Raw genomic sequence first — 17,518 nt, forward strand, 5'->3', positions numbered from 1 at the left:
CGACTAATGAGAATCAGTGTATCCGATCAGTGCCAGATACCGCGCACGCTTGATCGCACGAGCAAGCTGTCTTTGATAGCGTGCTTTTGTCCCGGTACTTCGGCTGGGACTGATCTTCCCGGATTCTGAAATGAAACCTTCAAGCATATCCAGATCCTTGTAGTCGACCTCATCAATGCCAGCCGCTGTGAACTGGCAGAATTTTCGGCTTCGATAACGACGGTTCATGTGGTCACCTCCTCTTGTTCAGATTCTGCCGTTTCATCTTTCGCTTCATTGGTTTCGGACTTGCCCTCGTCGGTCGAATCACCATCTTCGGTCGCGTCAGCTTCAGGCGCCTCGTTTTCCTGCTCTCGCGCTTCGGCTGCCTTGGCAGCCTCCCGAGCTTTCAGGCGCTTCAGTTCCTCCGCCTCACGTTCCTTTGCCAGCTTTTCCTCTTCTTCCTGCTTGATTATTTTTTTCATGATCGCCGACTGTTCGGTAATCGCCTTTTCCTGCCTGATGCAAAGGCTGCGGAGAATGGAATCATAATATCTGAAATCGTTCTCAATCTTGTCCTTGACCGAAGGGTCGCATTCAACATTCATGAGAAAGTAGTCAGCTTTGTAGACTTTCTTGATTGGATAGGCGAGTTTGCGCCGTCCCCAATTCTCCTGCCGATAGACCTTGCCACCAGAATCCTCGACAATTTTTCGATATCTGGCGACTATCTCTTCGATTTGCGCACTCTGGTCAGGATGGACCAGTGCGACAATTTCGTAATGACGCATTTATGTCTCCTCTCGGATAATCAGCCTTGAACTACCGGCTTTGGCAAGGCAAGGAGTTGGATGTGGTGCCGGAATACGGATATTTTACTCTCAATAGTCGATTTCACAAGCCATTTTTGAGTGGTCATCACGAGGGCTGACCCCTCCCCGGCTCAGGGCGCAAATCGTGGCCGGCGTTTTTCAACGAATGCGGCCACTCCCTCAAAAAAGTCGTCTTCTGCCATGCATTCAAGGAAACTGTTCAGTTCGCAGTTCAACTGCGTACTCAGGTCATTATCGAACGACTGACGGATCAGACGTTTCGCGTTGGCAACCGCCTTGCTCGCTGAATTGACAATCGTTGCAGCGGTACTCGCGACCGTATCGTCAAGCGCACTGTCTTCGACCACCATGTTGATCAGTCCCATTTCCAAAGCTTCCCGGGCACTGTAGCGTTTGGTCAGCAACGTCACTTCCATGGATTTTTTCATGCCCACCGATCTAGGCAGATAATAGGTGCTGCCACCGTCCGGAGAAGTGCCAAGAAGGTTATAGGCGGAGGTGAAAAATGAGTTTTCTGATGCAATCGCCAGGTCGCAGCCAGCAACCAGACTGATCCCAAAGCCCGCAGCGGCGCCGCGCACGCTTGCGATCACCGGAACCGGCAACGCTGCAATATTCTCAACAAGAACATGGACCCGTGAGATAAGTGAATTGAATGCGTCGGTCTTGGCAGCCCGATCAAGGTTTCGCAGTTCATGAAAATAATGGATGTCTCCACCGGCCATGAAATTTGCGCCTTCCCCACGCAGCACTGCGCAGCGTACGTCTGAGGCGTCCCTAATTTCATCGATCACTTTGGCCAACCCCTCAAGCAAATCGTGATTCAGTGCATTGAACTGTTTGGGTCGGTTCAGTCTGATGTGGCATACCCCTTCATGTGTCTCAGCAAATACAGCGTTCATTGTTCACTCCGAAATTTCAATTCAAGATCGTGCTGGCAACTGCCAACCGGATGGCCGGAAACCTGATCTGTCCGATTCACGGGAAATCAAGTATGGTCGTGTCTGGTTTCAGATTGTGATCCGTAAAAAAATCCGCCCGCGTCTCCAACGCATACATAAAATTCTGCGAATTGACGCCATAGGTCGCGGCAGGCCCGTCTCCGATCTTCTGAGGTGTCATTCGCACAATTGCAATGAGTTTGCGATCCTGACCAAAGAAACCGATATCCAGATCGTCATGTACATTGAGCATGTGAAAACGACTGTTGGTAGGCGTATTGTAGACAAACAGGATTGAGCTCAACTGTATGACTTCCGGACAGATGTGCTGGAACCCGGCGGATCTTTCCCGGGGGCTGTCGGCAATTCGAGATCGAATCCTGATCACCTCACCATCTTCACGTTGAAGTTTTACTGTCTGGAGGGTCATCTCAGACCACTGCGGTGTCGCGAACTTGCAACTGTCGTCTGCCGCGGCTTGTGCAAAGCCGACAAGGACGGATATGCTCAAAATGATGGTCAGTCTAACCAACAGCGCTCCGGATAACCGTACAGATCTGATGGATGTGCGACTTGGGCATTTCGGGATAGAGAGGCAGTGAGATCACTTCATCTGCCGCGGTGATGGATTCAGGAAAATCAGCATCCGAATAGCCCAGATGACGATAAGGCAGTTGCTTGTGTATTGGAAACGGGTAATAGATCTGGTATCCGATGCCATGACGGTCCAGGACTTTGGCAATTGTGTTCCGAATCCGGCTTCTGACTGTAAACACATTGTATGCGTGAGTTGTTCCGACCTGTTGCTGTGGCAGTGTCAGATCAAGTCCTTGCAGCTGCTCGAGGTAGATTTCTGAAATCTCGTGCCGGGTTCTGATCTTCCCGTCAACCGAATTTATCTTGACCGACAGCACTGCGGCCTGAATGCAGTCGAGTCGATTGGTGCTTCCGATAATCGAGTGGGTATTCGGGCCGGTCACGCCATGATTTCGCAACAGCTTCAATTGGTCGGCAATCCAGGCATCGTTGGTTGCAACGAGGCCACCATCCCCGAATGCTCCCAACACCTTGGTCGGATAGAAACTGAAACAACCCGCGTCACCGATACTTCCGGCAAATCGCTCACCGATTCTTGCACCAAACGCCTGCGCTGCGTCTTCGACGACTGCGATGCCGCGGTCCGCCGCAATTCTCATAATCGGTGCGAGATTTGCGGGTGCACCGAAAAGGTGAACCGGCAATATGGCTTTTGTATTATCGCGAATCGCGGATTCAATCCTGCTCACATCAATATTGAAATCAATCGGATCTATGTCTACGAAAATCGGTGTGGCGCCGATGAGGGATACTGCTTCTGCCGTCGCGAAAAAGGTAAAGTCGGGAACAATAACCGAGTCGCCAGGCCCCACGCCTGAAGCCTTCAATGCCAGTGAAATGGCTTCAGTTCCACTCGATACCGAAACCGCATGCTCCACTTTGAGATAGTCGGCCATGAGCGTCTCAAACCGATCAATCGCGTCACCCAGAATGAAGTTTCCACTCAGACCCAAGCGTTCTATTTCCTCGAACCACTCATTTTTGACCTCGTTGTATTGCCCGGTCAGGTCGAAATACGGAATCGTCTGCTTTGCCATCGTCAGTTTTGGTTAACCTGTATACGAACCATCTCAGCCACCTGCATCGCGGACAATCCATCCTCAACGGTAACGTATGGTGTGCCACCATTGCGAACAATATCCACAAAGTGATTGACTTCTGTCTTCAAGGTGATATTCGGTGTGACCTCGACTTTTGATTCAACCGTCACTGTATCCGCATCCCCATCGTTATTGTCCTCAGTTGTCCGAACCGTCATCGTCTGGTTGAGCAAGTCAAGCTCCATGTACTGATGATGTGTGTAGACCTGAAAAATCCTCTGTCGTTCAAGTGCGACCCGGGACGCGGTCACATTTGCCACTGAGCCGTTCTCAAATTCAATTCTGGCATTCGCAACATCAACATGCTGGGTCACTACTGACGTACCGAGTGCCGAAACACTTGCCACCGGGGCCTTGACGAATGCTAGCACCAGATCAATATCGTGGATCATGAGATCATTGATCACATCAACATCACCACCGCGGCCGCCAAACTTGCCCTGTCTGTGCGCCTCGACGTACTTGGGCTGATCCACCCTATTGGAGGCCTCCATAATCGCGGAATTGAATCGCTCCTGATGTCCGACCATGCACGTCACGCCGTTGCGATGGGTCAGTTCGACGATGGATTGCGCCTCTTCAAGGGAGGAAGCCAGAGGTTTTTCGATCAGAACGTGAACCTTTCGGTTCAGACAAATCTCGGCGACGCTGTAATGTGCGGTTGAGGGGACCGCAATACTGATCGCATCGGCCAGTTCAGCCAGCTGTGCTGAGTCGGTATACCATGCACAATCGAATCTTTCAGCCACCCGGCGTGCGGTATCCGGGACAATGTCAGCAACTCCGATCAATTCAACCGCATCGTTCGCCTTATAGTGGGATGCGTGGAGCTCGCCCATGAAACCGGCGCCGATCACGCCGACTTTCAGTTTGTCGGCTGCGTTGATGTGACTGGTCATAGTCGTAATTACTACTCGACAGAAGTTGAAGTGGCAGATGAATTGGTTGATATACCGTTAGAAACCCGCCTGAATCTGAGTGGAACGGCCAAGCAAACAGTCATAATCGAATAACCGATCGCATTCGATCAGAACCCGACGGCATTATATACACTCGACTGTATTCGATTGAAAACGGGTCAGGCACCTGTTGCAATGGGAGTGAATGAATCTGTCCTGTTGTGGCTGTTGGCTTTGCGCCTGAGTGATGTGTCGAACGGGTACAACTTATTTGTTGCGGTATCACAAGGAGGTTAAAATGAGATGGTTGCAAGATCTTGAGATTCAGGAGACCGGGAGCCGGGTGTCATTTTGATGCTTACAAATCTCAGAATAAATCTAACGACTTTTCTTTCAGTCGAGGATGTCACCGAAGGGAACGATTCCGTCGCACGGACATCCAATGCGGCAGCCGCGCTGTTGCTGGAGGCCGCTCAGGCCGACAATGAGATAGACGAAGCAGAACTTGCTCAGATTGAACTTTCATTAGTCAACAACCTGGGCGTGAACTCGGAAAACGTCAAGCAGATTGTCAGCGGCGCACAGAAGCAACTGGATCATGCGACGTGTCTGCACGAGATCACCAAGATCATCAATCAGAATTGGTCAGTCAACGACAAGATCAACTTGATTGAGAGCATGTGGAAAGTCGTATTGAGTGATCAGCATCTCGATGCACATGAACAGCATCTGATGCGAAAGATCAAGGGATTGCTCCACATTCCGCAGACCGAGTACATTGCAGCCAAACTACGCGCCAAAGACGCGCTTGGCACCAACTGATCCAAGTTGTGCCGTCTCTGCCGGCCGGCGTCTACCAGGGAATGTCTTCGGCTGGATCTTCCGGGAAGTCTGAAGTGCTTTGCGGTCTCGCGGGTTGCGAGGTTTGGGAATCAGGGTCAGCATTGCTGCTCTGACCATCGTCGGATGTCCGAGAGTAATCTCCCTGCCCGTCGCCTCTGGAACCCAGCATGGTCATGTCCCGTGCAACTATCTCGGTTGAATATCGATCCTGACCGGTTCTCGGGTCTTGCCATTTCCGGGTCTGCAGTCGGCCCTCAACATAGACCAGACTGCCCTTGCGGAGATATTGTGCGACCACTTCTGCAAGTTTTCCGAAAAAAACAACCCGATGCCATTCAGTCTTCTCCTGACGTTCACCCGAATCCTGACTTGGGAATCTTTCGCTCGTCGCCACATTGCAATTCACAACCATAAGCCCGGTCTGTGTTCTGCGTTGGTCTGGGTCAGCGCCCAAGCGCCCTACGATGATTGCCTTGTTTACACTACCTGTCATTTTCAACTCCGAAATCTAAGCGTTAATCATGGTTCTACCCAGCTTGAATTTCGACTTCGATCATTTCAATGTCGACACCTTGCCCAAAACAATGAACTCAATCGATATCCATAGCAGTATAACAATTCCCGCCGCACAAAACACACCAGTTGCGCCGAACCAATCGTAGGCGAATCCACCGACGACACCACCCACAAACGCACCTGTGAATGTACAGGTGTTGAACACACCCATCACCGTGCCCCGCATACCTGAGTCTGCGGCAGAAACAGTCGTTGAGGGAAAGATAGCCTCAAGTGTATTGAATCCGACAAAGAACAGCCACAAACCGACTGCCAGAAGCACAAAATCACCTGAACGCGAACCTAGAGTCACACCTGCGAGCGCAATGACAAGCAATAATGCTGCGCAAAGCATGACCGGTCGGGAGCGTCCTTTTCCTGATCCGATTCGGATCAGTGGAACCATCATGACGAATGACAAAATGAACACCGGTGCATAAACCTTCCAGGTACTGGTTCGAGCAAGTCCGGTCGCTTCCACAAGTTCGATGGGAAACGCCAGGAACAGGGACGTTACCGCTACATGAATGGCCAGGGTACCGAAGTATAGCCCGACAAGTTTCCGATTGGTCAGCGCAGACTTCAAATTTGAAAACAGACGCCCGGTCGGTGCGCTTGCGACCTGAACCGGCAGCGGAGGGACAACCTTCCAGACCAGAATCAGTCCGACTGCCGCCATCGCCGCAGCCAACCAGAACAAGCCTCGCAGTCCGGCAATGTAGTTCAACGAGGGGCCCAGAATCAGCGCCAGGGTGAACGCAGTACCAATTGACACTCCGATGACCGCCATCGCCTTGGTGCGTTGTGATTCTCGAGTCAGGTCACCGACACATGCCAGCACCACTGCCGCGATGGCTCCACCGCCTTGCAGGAATCTCCCGGCGATAACTCCAAAGATGGTGGTTGATTCCGCAGCGACCATACTGCCAATCGCAAAAATCACCAGGCCGAGCACCAGCATCGGTTTTCGTCCCCATCGATCCGAAGCGGCGCCAAAAGGCACCTGCAGCAGTGCCTGGGTCAGGCCATAGATGCCAAGTGCCATACCGATGAGAATCGGTGTTGACCCATGGAAATCATCAGCATGCAGCGCCAACACCGGCAAAATCATGAACAGCCCAATGAGGCGCATTGCCAGTACGGCAGCCAGCGAGGTAACCGACTTTCTCTCTAATGCTGTAAAACCTTCTTGTCGCACTTGAGACTTTATGACTTCAGTAAATCCGATCAGGCCAACAGCAGGCGGACGAACATAACAATAACTTCCGGGAATACGATGGACACGAGAGAGGTCAGCTTGATACTGAAGTGATCGCTTCGACTTTTTCCCTGACGGGCTGCCGATACCCTGGCAAGAGCAGTAAGAATCGCTTGAAGCCTGTATGCATGATCAATGCTGACAAGTGATTGTCCAATCGTCCCGCGACCAAGATATGAGGAAAGTTACTTCGGGCTCAATGTTGGCGCAAGTGGATGCAACGCAAAGTGACCTGGTCGGGGAAGCCAGCTGTGATCTTCACGCAACGATCGTTTCTGAGTTCCGGGGGCAGTATTCACATCTCCTGCCTGAACCTTCAAATGCTTCATACGTACATTACGTTTGTTGACTTGTTACATGAAAAACCGGGTTCCGACTTAAGTCGCCGTGTTATTTATATCGTTAATTCAGTCTGACTGATGCAAGTTTTTTCGAGAACTTCGTCAATTGATTTTTCGAATTCAGCCAGGTACGCGGCTTGCACCACCGCGATTCCTTTCTTTATCTGTCCAGCAAAGAAATTTGCCGGACGCAGTAAACCCCCAATCCAATTCGCGTTTGGAATTCTTTTTGCCTGATGCACCCAAAGCGGGTAATATTTAATGGTTGTACTTTTTTTTAAAATGCCGATGTCGTCAGGAAAAATCATCGTCCGCGGTGCTAGAACACATAACCTGAAAAATGTTTCGGTCGACCTGCCGCGGGACAAGATCAACGTAATCACCGGTCTTTCCGGCTCCGGCAAGTCGTCACTGGCATTCGATACGATCTATGCGGAAGGACAAAGACGTTACGTGGAGTCCCTTTCCGCCTATGCAAGACAATTCCTCGCACTGAAGGACAAGCCTGATGTCGATTCGATTGAAGGGTTATCCCCGGCAATCAGCATCAATCAGCAGGCAACTCGTTACAGTCCCCGTTCCACGGTGGGTACGGTAACTGAAGTCTATGACTATCTCCGCTTGCTCTATGCCAGAATCGGAGAACCAAGATGTCCCGAACATGGCGTTACACTCTCCGCAAAGTCGATTGCTCAGATTGTCGATCAAGTACTGTCACTCGGCGAAGATATCAGGACCGCAGTCATCGCTCCGGTCGTGCGTGACAAAAAAGGCGAACACGAACAAACCATCGCCAAACTAAAGCGGCTGGGGTACGTTCGACTGCGAATCAATGGCGATGTTTATGAGATCGAGCGCGTGCCGAAACTGGATCGCAATTTAAAAAACACCGTCGAAGTCATTGTCGATCGCCTCATTCCCTCTGACAGCACCCGTGTGCGTCTGACCGACTCGATTGAAACCGCGGTCGAACTGTCAGAGGGGCTTGTGATCTGTGCGAAGATTCACCAAGACGGTTCCATTGAAGACGAAGGCACTGTTTTCAGCGCCAACTTCGGCTGTCCCTACTGTGGCTATGTCTTGGATGAACTTGAACCGAGAATTTTCTCATTCAACAATCCCATGGGAGCCTGCAGTCAATGCAAGGGACTCGGCCAAACGTTCAGTTTTGATCCTGAAAAAGTAGTGGTATCGCCCGAATCGAGTATCGCTTCAGGCGCCTTGGCGGAATGGAGTACCCGGCATGGCTACTATTACAGCATGCTGGAATCTTTGGCAAGACACTATGGCTTCAACCTTGATATCCCGTTTTCCGCACTTCCTGAAGCGGCCCGGAATCTCGTTTTATACGGCAGTGGATCGGACAAGATTGCCATGCGCTATACCAGCACGAATGGACGAGTGTATCGGAGTTTCAGACCCTTTGAGGGCGTAATCCCAAATTTCGAGCGACGACTGCGGGAAACCACATCCGAAACCATCAAAGATGAACTCGCCAAGTATCAGATCACCAAGCCCTGCAACTCCTGCGGTGGGGCCAGACTGGCAATGGGTCCGCGTAACGTGTTTGTCGACAATATGGCCATCCATGAACTGACGAATCTCAACATTACCGAAACCATCGATCGTTTCCAGAACATGAGCTACGACAGGCAGAATGTTCCAGTCGCGGAACGTATTGTCAGAGACATCACACAAAGACTGCAGTTTCTCGCTGATGTCGGCCTGACTTATGTTTCGCTGGATCGGGCGACCTCTACACTGTCCGGTGGCGAGCTTCAGAGAATCAGACTGGCATCTCAGGTCGGCTCCGGTCTGGTGGGTGTTACGTACGTGCTTGACGAACCGTCAATCGGACTCCATGAGCGGGACAACGCCAAATTACTGAATACCCTGAGCCGCCTGCGCAACCTGGGCAACACACTGGTCGTAGTCGAGCATGATGAGACCACGATCAGGAGCGCCGACCATATCGTGGACTTGGGACCGAGAGCGGGTACCCAGGGCGGAGAAGTCCTGGTACAGGGGAGTGTTCAGGAGATTGAAAGCTGCCAGGAATCGCTGACCGGACAATATCTTTCCGGCAAGCGCAAGATTGACATACCGTTTTGGAGAGTGCCTTTTGATGAAAAGCGCACGCTCGGTATCCGGGGTGCGCAGGGGAATAACCTGAAGAACATTGATGTGGAAATACCGCTGGGGCTGTTCACTTGCGTGACCGGAGTTTCCGGATCCGGTAAATCAACGCTGGTCAATGAGACCATCCATCCTGCAATCTCCTCACGTCTTTATCGTTCGAGGCTGTCCGCCGCGAAGCACAGCGGAATATTCGGACTGGAGAATATTGATAAGATCATTCGGATCGATCAGCAACCGATCGGACGCACACCGCGCTCGAATCCCGCCACCTATACCGGATTGTTCAGCCATATCAGGAAACTCTTTGCACGAACGCTGGAAGCTCGAAGCCGCGGCTATCAGGAAGGTCGGTTTTCCTTCAATGTTCGCGGCGGTCGCTGCGAGAACTGTCGCGGAGGAGGATTGGTGCGCGTGGAGATGAACTTTCTTCCAGATATGTTTGTCAGCTGCGAAGCCTGTAATGGGAAGCGTTACAATCGAGAGACACTTGAAATCGAATACAAGGGGATGAATATCGCTGAGGTGCTTGATCTTTCGGTCACAGAGGCGATGGAGAAGTTTTCTGCGGTGCCGGCGCTTGCCCGCAAACTGAAAACGCTGTGCGACGTGGGTCTTGAATACATCCGGCTGGGACAGAGTGCGACGACACTATCAGGCGGCGAGGCTCAAAGAATCAAATTATCACTGGAACTGTCAAAACGCGATACCGGAAGCACGCTGTATCTGCTGGACGAACCGACGACCGGGCTGCACTTCGAGGATATCAGGCAACTGCTTTCTGTTATACTGGAACTCCGTGACCGCGGTAACACCATTGTCATCATTGAGCATAATCTGGAGGTCATCAAATCTGCCGACTGGATTATCGATCTCGGCCCCGAAGGTGGTGATGAAGGAGGCTTCATCACAGCGTGCGGCACCCCTGAGCAAGTGAGTACGGTCGGTGAGTCACACACCGGATTGTGCCTTGCACGGGCACTTGAGCCAATCTCCGTTCACATTGATCACTGATCACGTGGATGGGCATTTTCAGTATTTTCCTCAGCCGTAAGTTTGTATAAATTCGATAAATTGGTAGAACAGGTATGTCCGATCCGAAAACACTGATTGACGTCGATCCCGACGAAACCCAGGAATGGCTCGATTCGCTGGCCAGTGTGATTGATCGCGAGGGGCATAAGCGGGCACATTTTCTGATCGAACAGCTCATCGACAGCGCTCGACGTTCCGGCGCCCATATTCCCCACAAGCCCACTACTGCCTATGTCAACACAATCTCTACGGCAAACGAACAGCGAAGTACAGGTAATCATGAACTTGAATGGAAGATCCGTTCGCTGATCCGGTGGAACGCGCTCGCGATCGTCGTGCGCGCCAACCAGTCATCATCGGAACTGGGTGGGCATATCGCGAGTTTCGCCTCATCCGCCACGCTATATGACGTAGGATTCAACCACTTCTGGCACGCTCCGAGTGATTCACACGGGGGCGATCTGATCTTTATTCAGGGGCATTCGGCACCTGGCATCTATGCGCGTGCATATCTTGAAGGCCGTCTGGATGAGGCTGATCTTGAGAATTTCCGGCAGGAAGCTGACGGCTCCGGCCTGCCGTCCTACCCGCATCCATACCTGAAACCGGATTTCTGGCAGTTTCCGACTGTATCCATGGGATTGGGTCCCATCATGGCGATCTATCAGGCTCGGTTCATGAAATATCTGGAAAATCGCGGCCTGACCGATACATCAGGACGGAAAGTCTGGGCGTTTGTCGGTGACGGCGAGATGGATGAGCCTGAATCAATGGGTGCATTGTCATTGGCCGGTCGGGAGCATCTCGACAACCTTATTTTTGTTGTCAACTGCAACTTGCAGAGACTGGACGGACCGGTGCGCGGAAACGGGAAGATCATCCAGGAGCTTGAGGGCGAGTTTCGCGGAGCCGGATGGAATGTGATCAAGCTGATTTGGGGTTCGTATTGGGATCCGCTGCTGATGGCAGATACGAACGGAACGCTTCGAAGACGGATGGAAGAAGCCGTCGATGGTGAATTTCAGGCGTTCAAGGCAAAAGGCGGCGCTTACACCCGCGAGAACTTCTTCGGCAAATCGGAAGAACTGCTTGCAATGGTTGCAAAAATGACCGACGAGGATATCTGGCGCCTGAATCGCGGCGGGCACGATCCGCACAAGGTATACGCCGCGTATGCAGCAGCTGTTCAGCATACAGGCCAGCCTACCGTAATTTTGGCCAAAACCGTCAAAGGTTACGGCATGGGTGAGGCCGGAGAGGGTCAGAATATCACCCACCAGCAGAAGAAAGTCGGTGAGGACTCATTGGTCTCATTCCGCGATCGCTTCCGAATTCCACTGACTGATGAAGAACTGGCATCGGCCCCGTACTACCGACCCGCTGCGGATAGTCCTGAAGTCCAATACATGCTTGATCAGCGACGAAAGCTAGGCGGCTCGCTGCCGGTAAGAAGACAGCCGGATACCAAGTTCGAAATTCCACCGTTAAGCGTATTTGAGACGCAACTGAAAGGAACCGGCGAACGCGAGATCTCCACTACCATGGGGTTCGTTCGGATTCTGACCACACTGATCAGAGACAAGAATATCGGACAGCGCATTGTGCCGATTGTACCGGATGAATCACGCACGTTCGGCATGGAAGGCATGTTCCGACAACTTGGAATTTACTCCCCATCCGGACAGCTGTACGAACCGGAGGATTCCGATCAGCTGATGTCCTATCGGGAGTCCAAGACCGGGCAGGTGCTGCAGGAAGGGATTAATGAAGCCGGCTCGATGTGTTCCTGGATCGCAGCAGGCACATCAGCGAGCAATCATGATTTCGACATGATTGCTTTTTTCATTTTCTACTCCATGTTCGGTTTCCAGCGATGCGGTGATCTGGCATGGGCAGCAGCCGATATACAAACTCGCGGTTTTTTGATCGGCGGTACCGCCGGGCGCACGACACTCGCCGGTGAGGGATTGCAGCATCAGGATGGCCATAGTCACGTTCTCGCCTCGACCGTTCCGTCGTGTATCTCCTATGATCCGGCCTATGTCTATGAACTTGCCGTGATTATTCACGACGGTCTGCGCAGGATGTACAGTGAACTTGATCCGGTCTATTACTACATCACATGCATGAATGAAAACTATGCCCATCCACCGATGCCGGAAGGTGTGGAACAGGGAATCGTCAGAGGCATGTATCCGTTGATTCGTTCCGAGCGTGACAGTGAATTGCGAGTGCAATTGCTGGGAAGCGGTACGATTCTGCGAGAAGTGATCGCAGCGGCTGAACTGCTGGAATCCGAATACTCGGTTGCTGCAGATGTGTGGAGTGTGACAAGTTTCAACGAACTCGCACGGGAAGGACAGTCAGTCGCGCGCGAGAACCGACTGAGTCCCAAGTCCAAGCGCAAGCACTCCTATGTAGAAGAGTGTCTCGAACAGACTAAAGGACCTGTCATTGCCGCAACCGACTACGTCCAAAACCATGCGGAGCAGATTCGGGGATTTGTGCCGCGCAGCTACCACGTATTGGGGACAGATGGATTTGGACGATCGGACACACGTGCCAAATTAAGGTGGTTTTTTGAGGTTAATTGTGCGCACATCGCGGGTACAGCATTGAAAGCGCTCGCAGACGAAGGACAGATGAAACTGACAGATGTTGCCAAAATGTACAAAAAGTATGGGATCGACCCTGCAAAACCCGACCCCACTACGACCTGACGGAAGGTTGCGGTAGAAAGTCAATGAGAACGGCTGTCATTACAGGCCATCGGGAAGGGTCAGCGCGCACAGCCCCTTGCTTGCAAATTTGCGGTTCGCAGTACTGAAATGAGCGATCTTTATACAGTGAAACTGCCCGATATCGGCGATTTTTCCGAAGTGGAGGTTATCGAAATCCACATCAGGGTGGGAGATAAGGTTGCTGCTGAAGAGTCATTGGTCACACTTGAGAGTGACAAGGCGACGATGGATGTGCCCTGCCCTGAGTCAGGTGAGGTCGCGGAGATCCTGATATCGATCGGCGATAAGATTTCTGAGGGAGACTCGATACTTGCACTGAAAGGAATTTCTGAATCGGAGGACGATCCCGAATCAGCGCCGGACCCTGCAGACATCGAATCACAGCCCGACGAGACATTGCCGCAAGAGTTGCCGGCCGAACCAGCACAGGAAAGCCAGCCGGCCGCAGACAGTTCTGATCCGTTTGCGCCGAAGCGACCGCCCATACTTCCACCGCCGGTCGAACGGGCGAAAGGGACTTTGGCACATGCAAGTCCAGCGGTGCGGCGATTCGCTCGAGAATTGGGAGCGGACCTGTCGAAAATAAGAGGCACAGGGGCCAAAGGACGGATTGTCAAGGAAGATGTGCAGCTGTATGTCAAGAGCATTCTTCAGGGAGAACTCTCGCCTGCCCGCGGCGGGCCTGTCGGGCCACCACCGATTCCTGAAGTGGACTTCACCCAATTCGGCCTGATTGAATCGATCTCACTTTCCAAGATCAAGAGAATCACCGGGGACCGTCTGCATAGATCATGGCTTGACATACCCCATGTCACCCACCATGATGAGGCGGATATATCTGAACTGGAAATTTTCCGGAAAGCTATTGACGCTGAAGAGAGAATATCCGGTACCCGGGTGACAATTCTCGCATTTATCTGCAAAGCGATCATCAACGCCCTCCAGCAGTATCCGAATTTCAACGCATCGCTTTCTCCAGACCGACAGAGCCTGATCCTGAAGAAGTATTTCAACATCGGGGTTGCAGTAGACACACCGAATGGCCTGGTTGTTCCAGTGATCCGGGACATTCAGAAACTTGGCGTGCTTGAGATCGCAAGGACATTGCAGGAGCTGGGCGAAAAAGCCCGGACGGGCAAGTTGACTCCGAGTGATTTTCAAGGTGGATGCTTTACGATTTCTAGTCTCGGTGGAATCGGGGGTCGTTTTTTCACGCCGATCATCAATCCGCCAGAAGTCGCAATTCTGGGGGTGAGCAGAAATCATCAGGTCGCAGTTCCGGGCAATGACGGTGTTGAGTGGAAGACCATGCTGCCCCTGTCGCTTTCCTACGACCATCGTGTCATCGACGGTGCCGAGGCAGCACGATTTGTGAAGTTTGTCTGCGAACTGCTGTTTGACGCCAGACGCATTCTGCTCTGAATACATTGCTTCAGCCGGATATTCAATTTTGAGTGCGAATAACTCCGAACTACGCGTCGATGTTGCAGTACTGGGTTCGGGCCCGGGCGGTTATACAGCCGCGTTCAGAGCTGCTGACCTGGGAAAGAAGACCGTTCTGATCGAACGCTACCCGCAACTTGGCGGTGTGTGCCTGAATGTTGGATGCATCCCATCAAAGGCGTTGCTTCATGTGGCCAAGATTGTCTGTGAGGCGGCCGAGATCAAGGAGTGTGGTGTGTTGTTCGGTGAGCCGGAAATCAATCACCAGCAACTGCGCAAGTGGGTTGATGATGTCATCGGGCAGCTGACAGGCGGTCTTGCGGCACTTGCAAAACAAAGAGGGGTTGAGGTCGTCACCGGTGTCGGTCAGTTTGCAAGCTCTGACGCCATTGACGTTGTCGATGAGGAGCACGCCAAACGAGTCTATTTTCGCGATGCGATTGTCGCTGCGGGTTCACGACCTGCCTCCCTGCCCTTTCTGCCTGATGATCCGCGGATTGTCGACTCGACTGGCGCACTGTCACTTCAGCAGATTCCCAAGCGGTTGCTGATTGTTGGCGGTGGAATTATCGGACTCGAACTTGCTACTGTCTATCACGAACTTGGTACTGCTGTCACCATAGTTGAGATTCTCGATTCCCTGATCGCAGAGGCCGATCGCGACATTGTGAAGCCGCTCACTGCGCGAGTCAAGCGCAAGTATGAAAATATCCTGCTCAAGACCACTGTGACTTCCATAGACGCAGAAAAAGAGGAGTTGATCGTCGAGTTTGAAGACAGCAAAGGCAAGACAACACAAGCATTCGATATGATTCTTTCAGCTGTCGGACGCGTTCCGAATGGAAAATTCATCAATGCGAAAGCCGCAGGCTTGGCGGTCGATGAGCGAGGATTCATTCCAGTTGACGCACAACAGAGAACCAATGTCGATGGAATTTATGCGATTGGCGACATCACCGGAAATCCGATGCTTGCGCACCGCGCTACGCATCAGGGCAAGGTCGCGGCAGAAGTGCTCTCCGGATTGAAGTCAGGGTTCGACACCTCGATCATTCCTTCCGTTGCCTATACCGACCCTGAAATTGCATGGGTCGGTGTTACTGAGAAGGAAGCCAAACAATTCGGCATCCCGGTCAGGAAATCGGTATTTCCATGGCGTGCCAGCGGACGGGCATTGTCGATGTCGCGTCCGGAAGGAGTTACGAAACTTCTATTTGATCCTGATTCAGATCGACTGATCGGCGCAGGAATTTCAGGACCGAACGCAGGTGAACTGATCGCCGAGGCAGCATTGGCGATCGAAATGGGATCTGACGCAGAAGACCTTGCGCTGACTATTCACGCACATCCCACCTTGTCGGAGACAATCAATTTTGCGGCGGAAGTCTACCAGGGAACCGTAACGGATATTTACATTCCCCGAAAATCAGCTCGTCAGGAACGCTGATCCGTTTTTTTGGGAAAGATCCCAAACAAATCTGCTCACGCTTCAATTCGTTCAATCCCGCCCATATAGGGCACCAGAACGTCCGGAATGTCGACGCTGCCGTCTTCGTTCTGGTAGTTTTCCAGGATTGCGATAAACGTCCGGCCCACGGCCAGACCAGACCCGTTCAGGGTATGGACCGGCTCTGGACGACGGGTATCTGGATTTCTCCAGCGGGCCTTCATCCTGCGGGCCTGAAAACCCTCACAATTGCTGCATGAGGATATTTCCCTGTACTTTTGCTGGCCTGGCAGCCAGACTTCGATGTCGTAGGTTTTGGCGGCACCGAATCCCATATCGCCGGTACACAGAACGATCACTCGGTACGGCAGTCCGAGAAGCTTGAGGATCCTTTCTGCATTTGAAGTCAGCTCCTCAAGTGCCGCATAGGAATCTTCCGGCCTGACGATATGTACCAGTTCGACTTTCTCAAACTGATGCTGGCGAATCATGCCGCGCGTATCCTTGCCGTATGATCCTGCCTCTTTACGGAAGCACGGCGTATGAGCGACAAACTTCATGGGCAGTTCGGAAGGATCGACGATACGTTCCTTGACGATATTGGTCAACGGCACTTCAGCCGTCGGGATCAGATAGAAGTCCCGGGCATCGTCTAGACGAAACTGATCGTCTTCGAATTTTGGCAACTGTCCTGTTCCGTACAGTATCCCGGCATTCACAATAAAGGGTGGATTGACCTCTTCGTAACCATGCTCTCGTGTGTGGATGTCGAGCATCATCTGGGAAATCGCCCGGTGCAGTGCTGCAAGCTGATTTCTGATCAACACAAAACGGGCGCTCGCGAGTTTGGCGCCCAATTCAAAATCAAGCATCCCCAATCGCTCGCCGATACTGACATGGTCTATAGGGTTGAAATCGAATTTGCGCACTTCCCCTACCCTTCGAACTTCTTCGTTGTCATCCTCCGACTGCCCGACGGGTACAGAATCATGAGCAAGATTTGGAATTTCTGACACAAGCACATGCAACTCTTCCTGTATCTCGGCAAATTGCTGTTCCAAACTATCCTGCTGCGCGCCGACGCGGTCAACTTCTGCCATCAGTTCGGAAACATCCGCTCCAGACGCCTTCGCGGCACCAATTTGACTTGACAACTGTTTTTTTCTGCTGCGCGCGCTTTCCGTGTCGGACTGGATGCGCTTTCTTCGTGTCTCCAGGCCTTCATAGGCGGATTCGTCGAAGTCATACCCTCTGGGTTTCAGTCTTGCTCCAATGGACTTGTACTCGTTTCTCAAAAATTGCTGATCAAGCATTTCATCCTCTGCTCTGTTTGTTGGCTCCGTAATGTAGTGCACCAGGTGCAGATTGCG

At 52.1% G+C, this 17,518-nt stretch carries 13 protein-coding genes and 1 pseudogene; 5 read left to right on the forward strand and 9 right to left on the reverse strand.

Annotation, left to right across the window (positions count from 1 at the left end):
- Positions 1–3 precede the first annotated feature (3 nt).
- The 6 genes and pseudogenes from rpsR to OXI60_03365 form a co-directional block, all read right to left on the reverse strand.
- Entirely contained in the window at positions 4–228 is a 225-nt protein-coding gene (rpsR, locus tag OXI60_03340; protein MDE0308853.1) for a 30S ribosomal protein S18, read from the reverse strand.
- Positions 229–449: 221 nt separating this feature from the next.
- Positions 450–770, reverse strand: a pseudogene (rpsF, locus tag OXI60_03345) (30S ribosomal protein S6).
- Positions 771–922: 152 nt separating this feature from the next.
- Positions 923–1,714: an enoyl-CoA hydratase-related protein gene (locus tag OXI60_03350; GenBank protein ID MDE0308854.1), complete on the reverse strand. Its 792-nt coding sequence runs from the start codon at positions 1,712–1,714 to the stop codon at positions 923–925.
- 76 nt (positions 1,715–1,790) lie between these two features.
- The gene (locus tag OXI60_03355) at positions 1,791–2,285 is read right to left on the reverse strand and encodes a DUF192 domain-containing protein (protein MDE0308855.1); all 495 of its coding nucleotides are present in this window, start codon (positions 2,283–2,285) and stop codon (positions 1,791–1,793) included.
- Positions 2,278–3,387 carry a DegT/DnrJ/EryC1/StrS family aminotransferase gene (locus tag OXI60_03360; GenBank protein ID MDE0308856.1) on the reverse strand — a complete coding sequence of 370 codons (1,110 nt, stop codon included), beginning with the start codon at positions 3,385–3,387 and terminating at the stop codon, positions 2,278–2,280. The genes OXI60_03355 and OXI60_03360 overlap by 8 nt, the downstream gene beginning before the upstream one ends.
- A gap of 2 nt (positions 3,388–3,389) precedes the next feature.
- Entirely contained in the window at positions 3,390–4,349 is a 960-nt protein-coding gene (locus OXI60_03365; GenBank protein ID MDE0308857.1) for a Gfo/Idh/MocA family oxidoreductase, read from the reverse strand.
- A 354-nt stretch (positions 4,350–4,703) separates the two neighbouring features.
- Here OXI60_03365 and OXI60_03370 point away from each other — a divergent pair, with 354 nt between their 5' ends.
- A complete protein-coding gene (locus tag OXI60_03370) occupies positions 4,704–5,171 on the forward strand; it encodes a TerB family tellurite resistance protein (protein ID MDE0308858.1) in 468 nt (155 codons plus the stop codon).
- A gap of 31 nt (positions 5,172–5,202) precedes the next feature.
- Here OXI60_03370 and OXI60_03375 read toward each other — a convergent pair whose 3' ends face one another.
- Both OXI60_03375 and OXI60_03380 read right to left on the reverse strand, forming a co-directional pair.
- Entirely contained in the window at positions 5,203–5,685 is a 483-nt protein-coding gene (locus tag OXI60_03375) for a single-stranded DNA-binding protein (protein MDE0308859.1), read from the reverse strand.
- Between the two features lie 60 nt (positions 5,686–5,745).
- The gene (locus OXI60_03380; protein MDE0308860.1) at positions 5,746–6,975 is read right to left on the reverse strand and encodes an MFS transporter; all 1,230 of its coding nucleotides are present in this window, start codon (positions 6,973–6,975) and stop codon (positions 5,746–5,748) included.
- Between the two features lie 659 nt (positions 6,976–7,634).
- Between OXI60_03380 and uvrA the strand changes: the two genes are divergently transcribed.
- The 4 genes from uvrA (at position 7,635) to lpdA (ending at position 16,148) form a co-directional block, all read left to right on the forward strand.
- Complete coding sequence (uvrA, locus tag OXI60_03385; protein ID MDE0308861.1) at positions 7,635–10,496, forward strand: excinuclease ABC subunit UvrA; 2,862 nt, start codon at positions 7,635–7,637, stop codon at positions 10,494–10,496.
- Positions 10,497–10,570: 74 nt separating this feature from the next.
- On the forward strand, positions 10,571–13,237 hold the full coding sequence (gene aceE, locus OXI60_03390) for a pyruvate dehydrogenase (acetyl-transferring), homodimeric type (GenBank protein ID MDE0308862.1): 2,667 nt from the start codon (positions 10,571–10,573) through the stop codon (positions 13,235–13,237).
- A gap of 108 nt (positions 13,238–13,345) precedes the next feature.
- Positions 13,346–14,680: a 2-oxo acid dehydrogenase subunit E2 gene (locus OXI60_03395; GenBank protein MDE0308863.1), complete on the forward strand. Its 1,335-nt coding sequence runs from the start codon at positions 13,346–13,348 to the stop codon at positions 14,678–14,680.
- Between the two features lie 28 nt (positions 14,681–14,708).
- The gene (gene lpdA / locus OXI60_03400) at positions 14,709–16,148 is read left to right on the forward strand and encodes a dihydrolipoyl dehydrogenase (protein ID MDE0308864.1); all 1,440 of its coding nucleotides are present in this window, start codon (positions 14,709–14,711) and stop codon (positions 16,146–16,148) included.
- A gap of 35 nt (positions 16,149–16,183) precedes the next feature.
- Here lpdA and serS read toward each other — a convergent pair whose 3' ends face one another.
- Entirely contained in the window at positions 16,184–17,461 is a 1,278-nt protein-coding gene (gene serS, locus OXI60_03405) for a serine--tRNA ligase (protein ID MDE0308865.1), read from the reverse strand.
- Positions 17,462–17,518 lie beyond the last annotated feature (57 nt).

Source organism: Acidiferrobacterales bacterium, assembly GCA_028820695.1.
In the GTDB taxonomy this organism is placed as follows: domain Bacteria; phylum Pseudomonadota; class Gammaproteobacteria; order Arenicellales; family JAJDZL01; genus JAJDZL01.

Excerpts from the sequence above, each read along its gene's own strand:
- OXI60_03375 (MDE0308859.1), bottom strand. The coding sequence starts at position 5,685 with ATGACAGGTAGTGTAAACAAGGCAATCATCGTAGGGCGCTTGGGCGCT.
- uvrA (MDE0308861.1), top strand. The coding sequence starts at position 7,635 with ATGTCGTCAGGAAAAATCATCGTCCGCGGTGCTAGAACACATAACCTG.
- rpsR (MDE0308853.1), bottom strand. The coding sequence starts at position 228 with ATGAACCGTCGTTATCGAAGCCGAAAATTCTGCCAGTTCACAGCGGCT.
- OXI60_03395 (MDE0308863.1), top strand. The coding sequence starts at position 13,346 with ATGAGCGATCTTTATACAGTGAAACTGCCCGATATCGGCGATTTTTCC.
- OXI60_03350 (MDE0308854.1), bottom strand. The coding sequence starts at position 1,714 with ATGAACGCTGTATTTGCTGAGACACATGAAGGGGTATGCCACATCAGA.
- OXI60_03365 (MDE0308857.1), bottom strand. The coding sequence starts at position 4,349 with ATGACCAGTCACATCAACGCAGCCGACAAACTGAAAGTCGGCGTGATC.
- OXI60_03370 (MDE0308858.1), top strand. The coding sequence starts at position 4,704 with ATGCTTACAAATCTCAGAATAAATCTAACGACTTTTCTTTCAGTCGAG.
- OXI60_03360 (MDE0308856.1), bottom strand. The coding sequence starts at position 3,387 with ATGGCAAAGCAGACGATTCCGTATTTCGACCTGACCGGGCAATACAAC.
- serS (MDE0308865.1), bottom strand. The coding sequence starts at position 17,461 with ATGCTTGATCAGCAATTTTTGAGAAACGAGTACAAGTCCATTGGAGCA.
- aceE (MDE0308862.1), top strand. The coding sequence starts at position 10,571 with ATGTCCGATCCGAAAACACTGATTGACGTCGATCCCGACGAAACCCAG.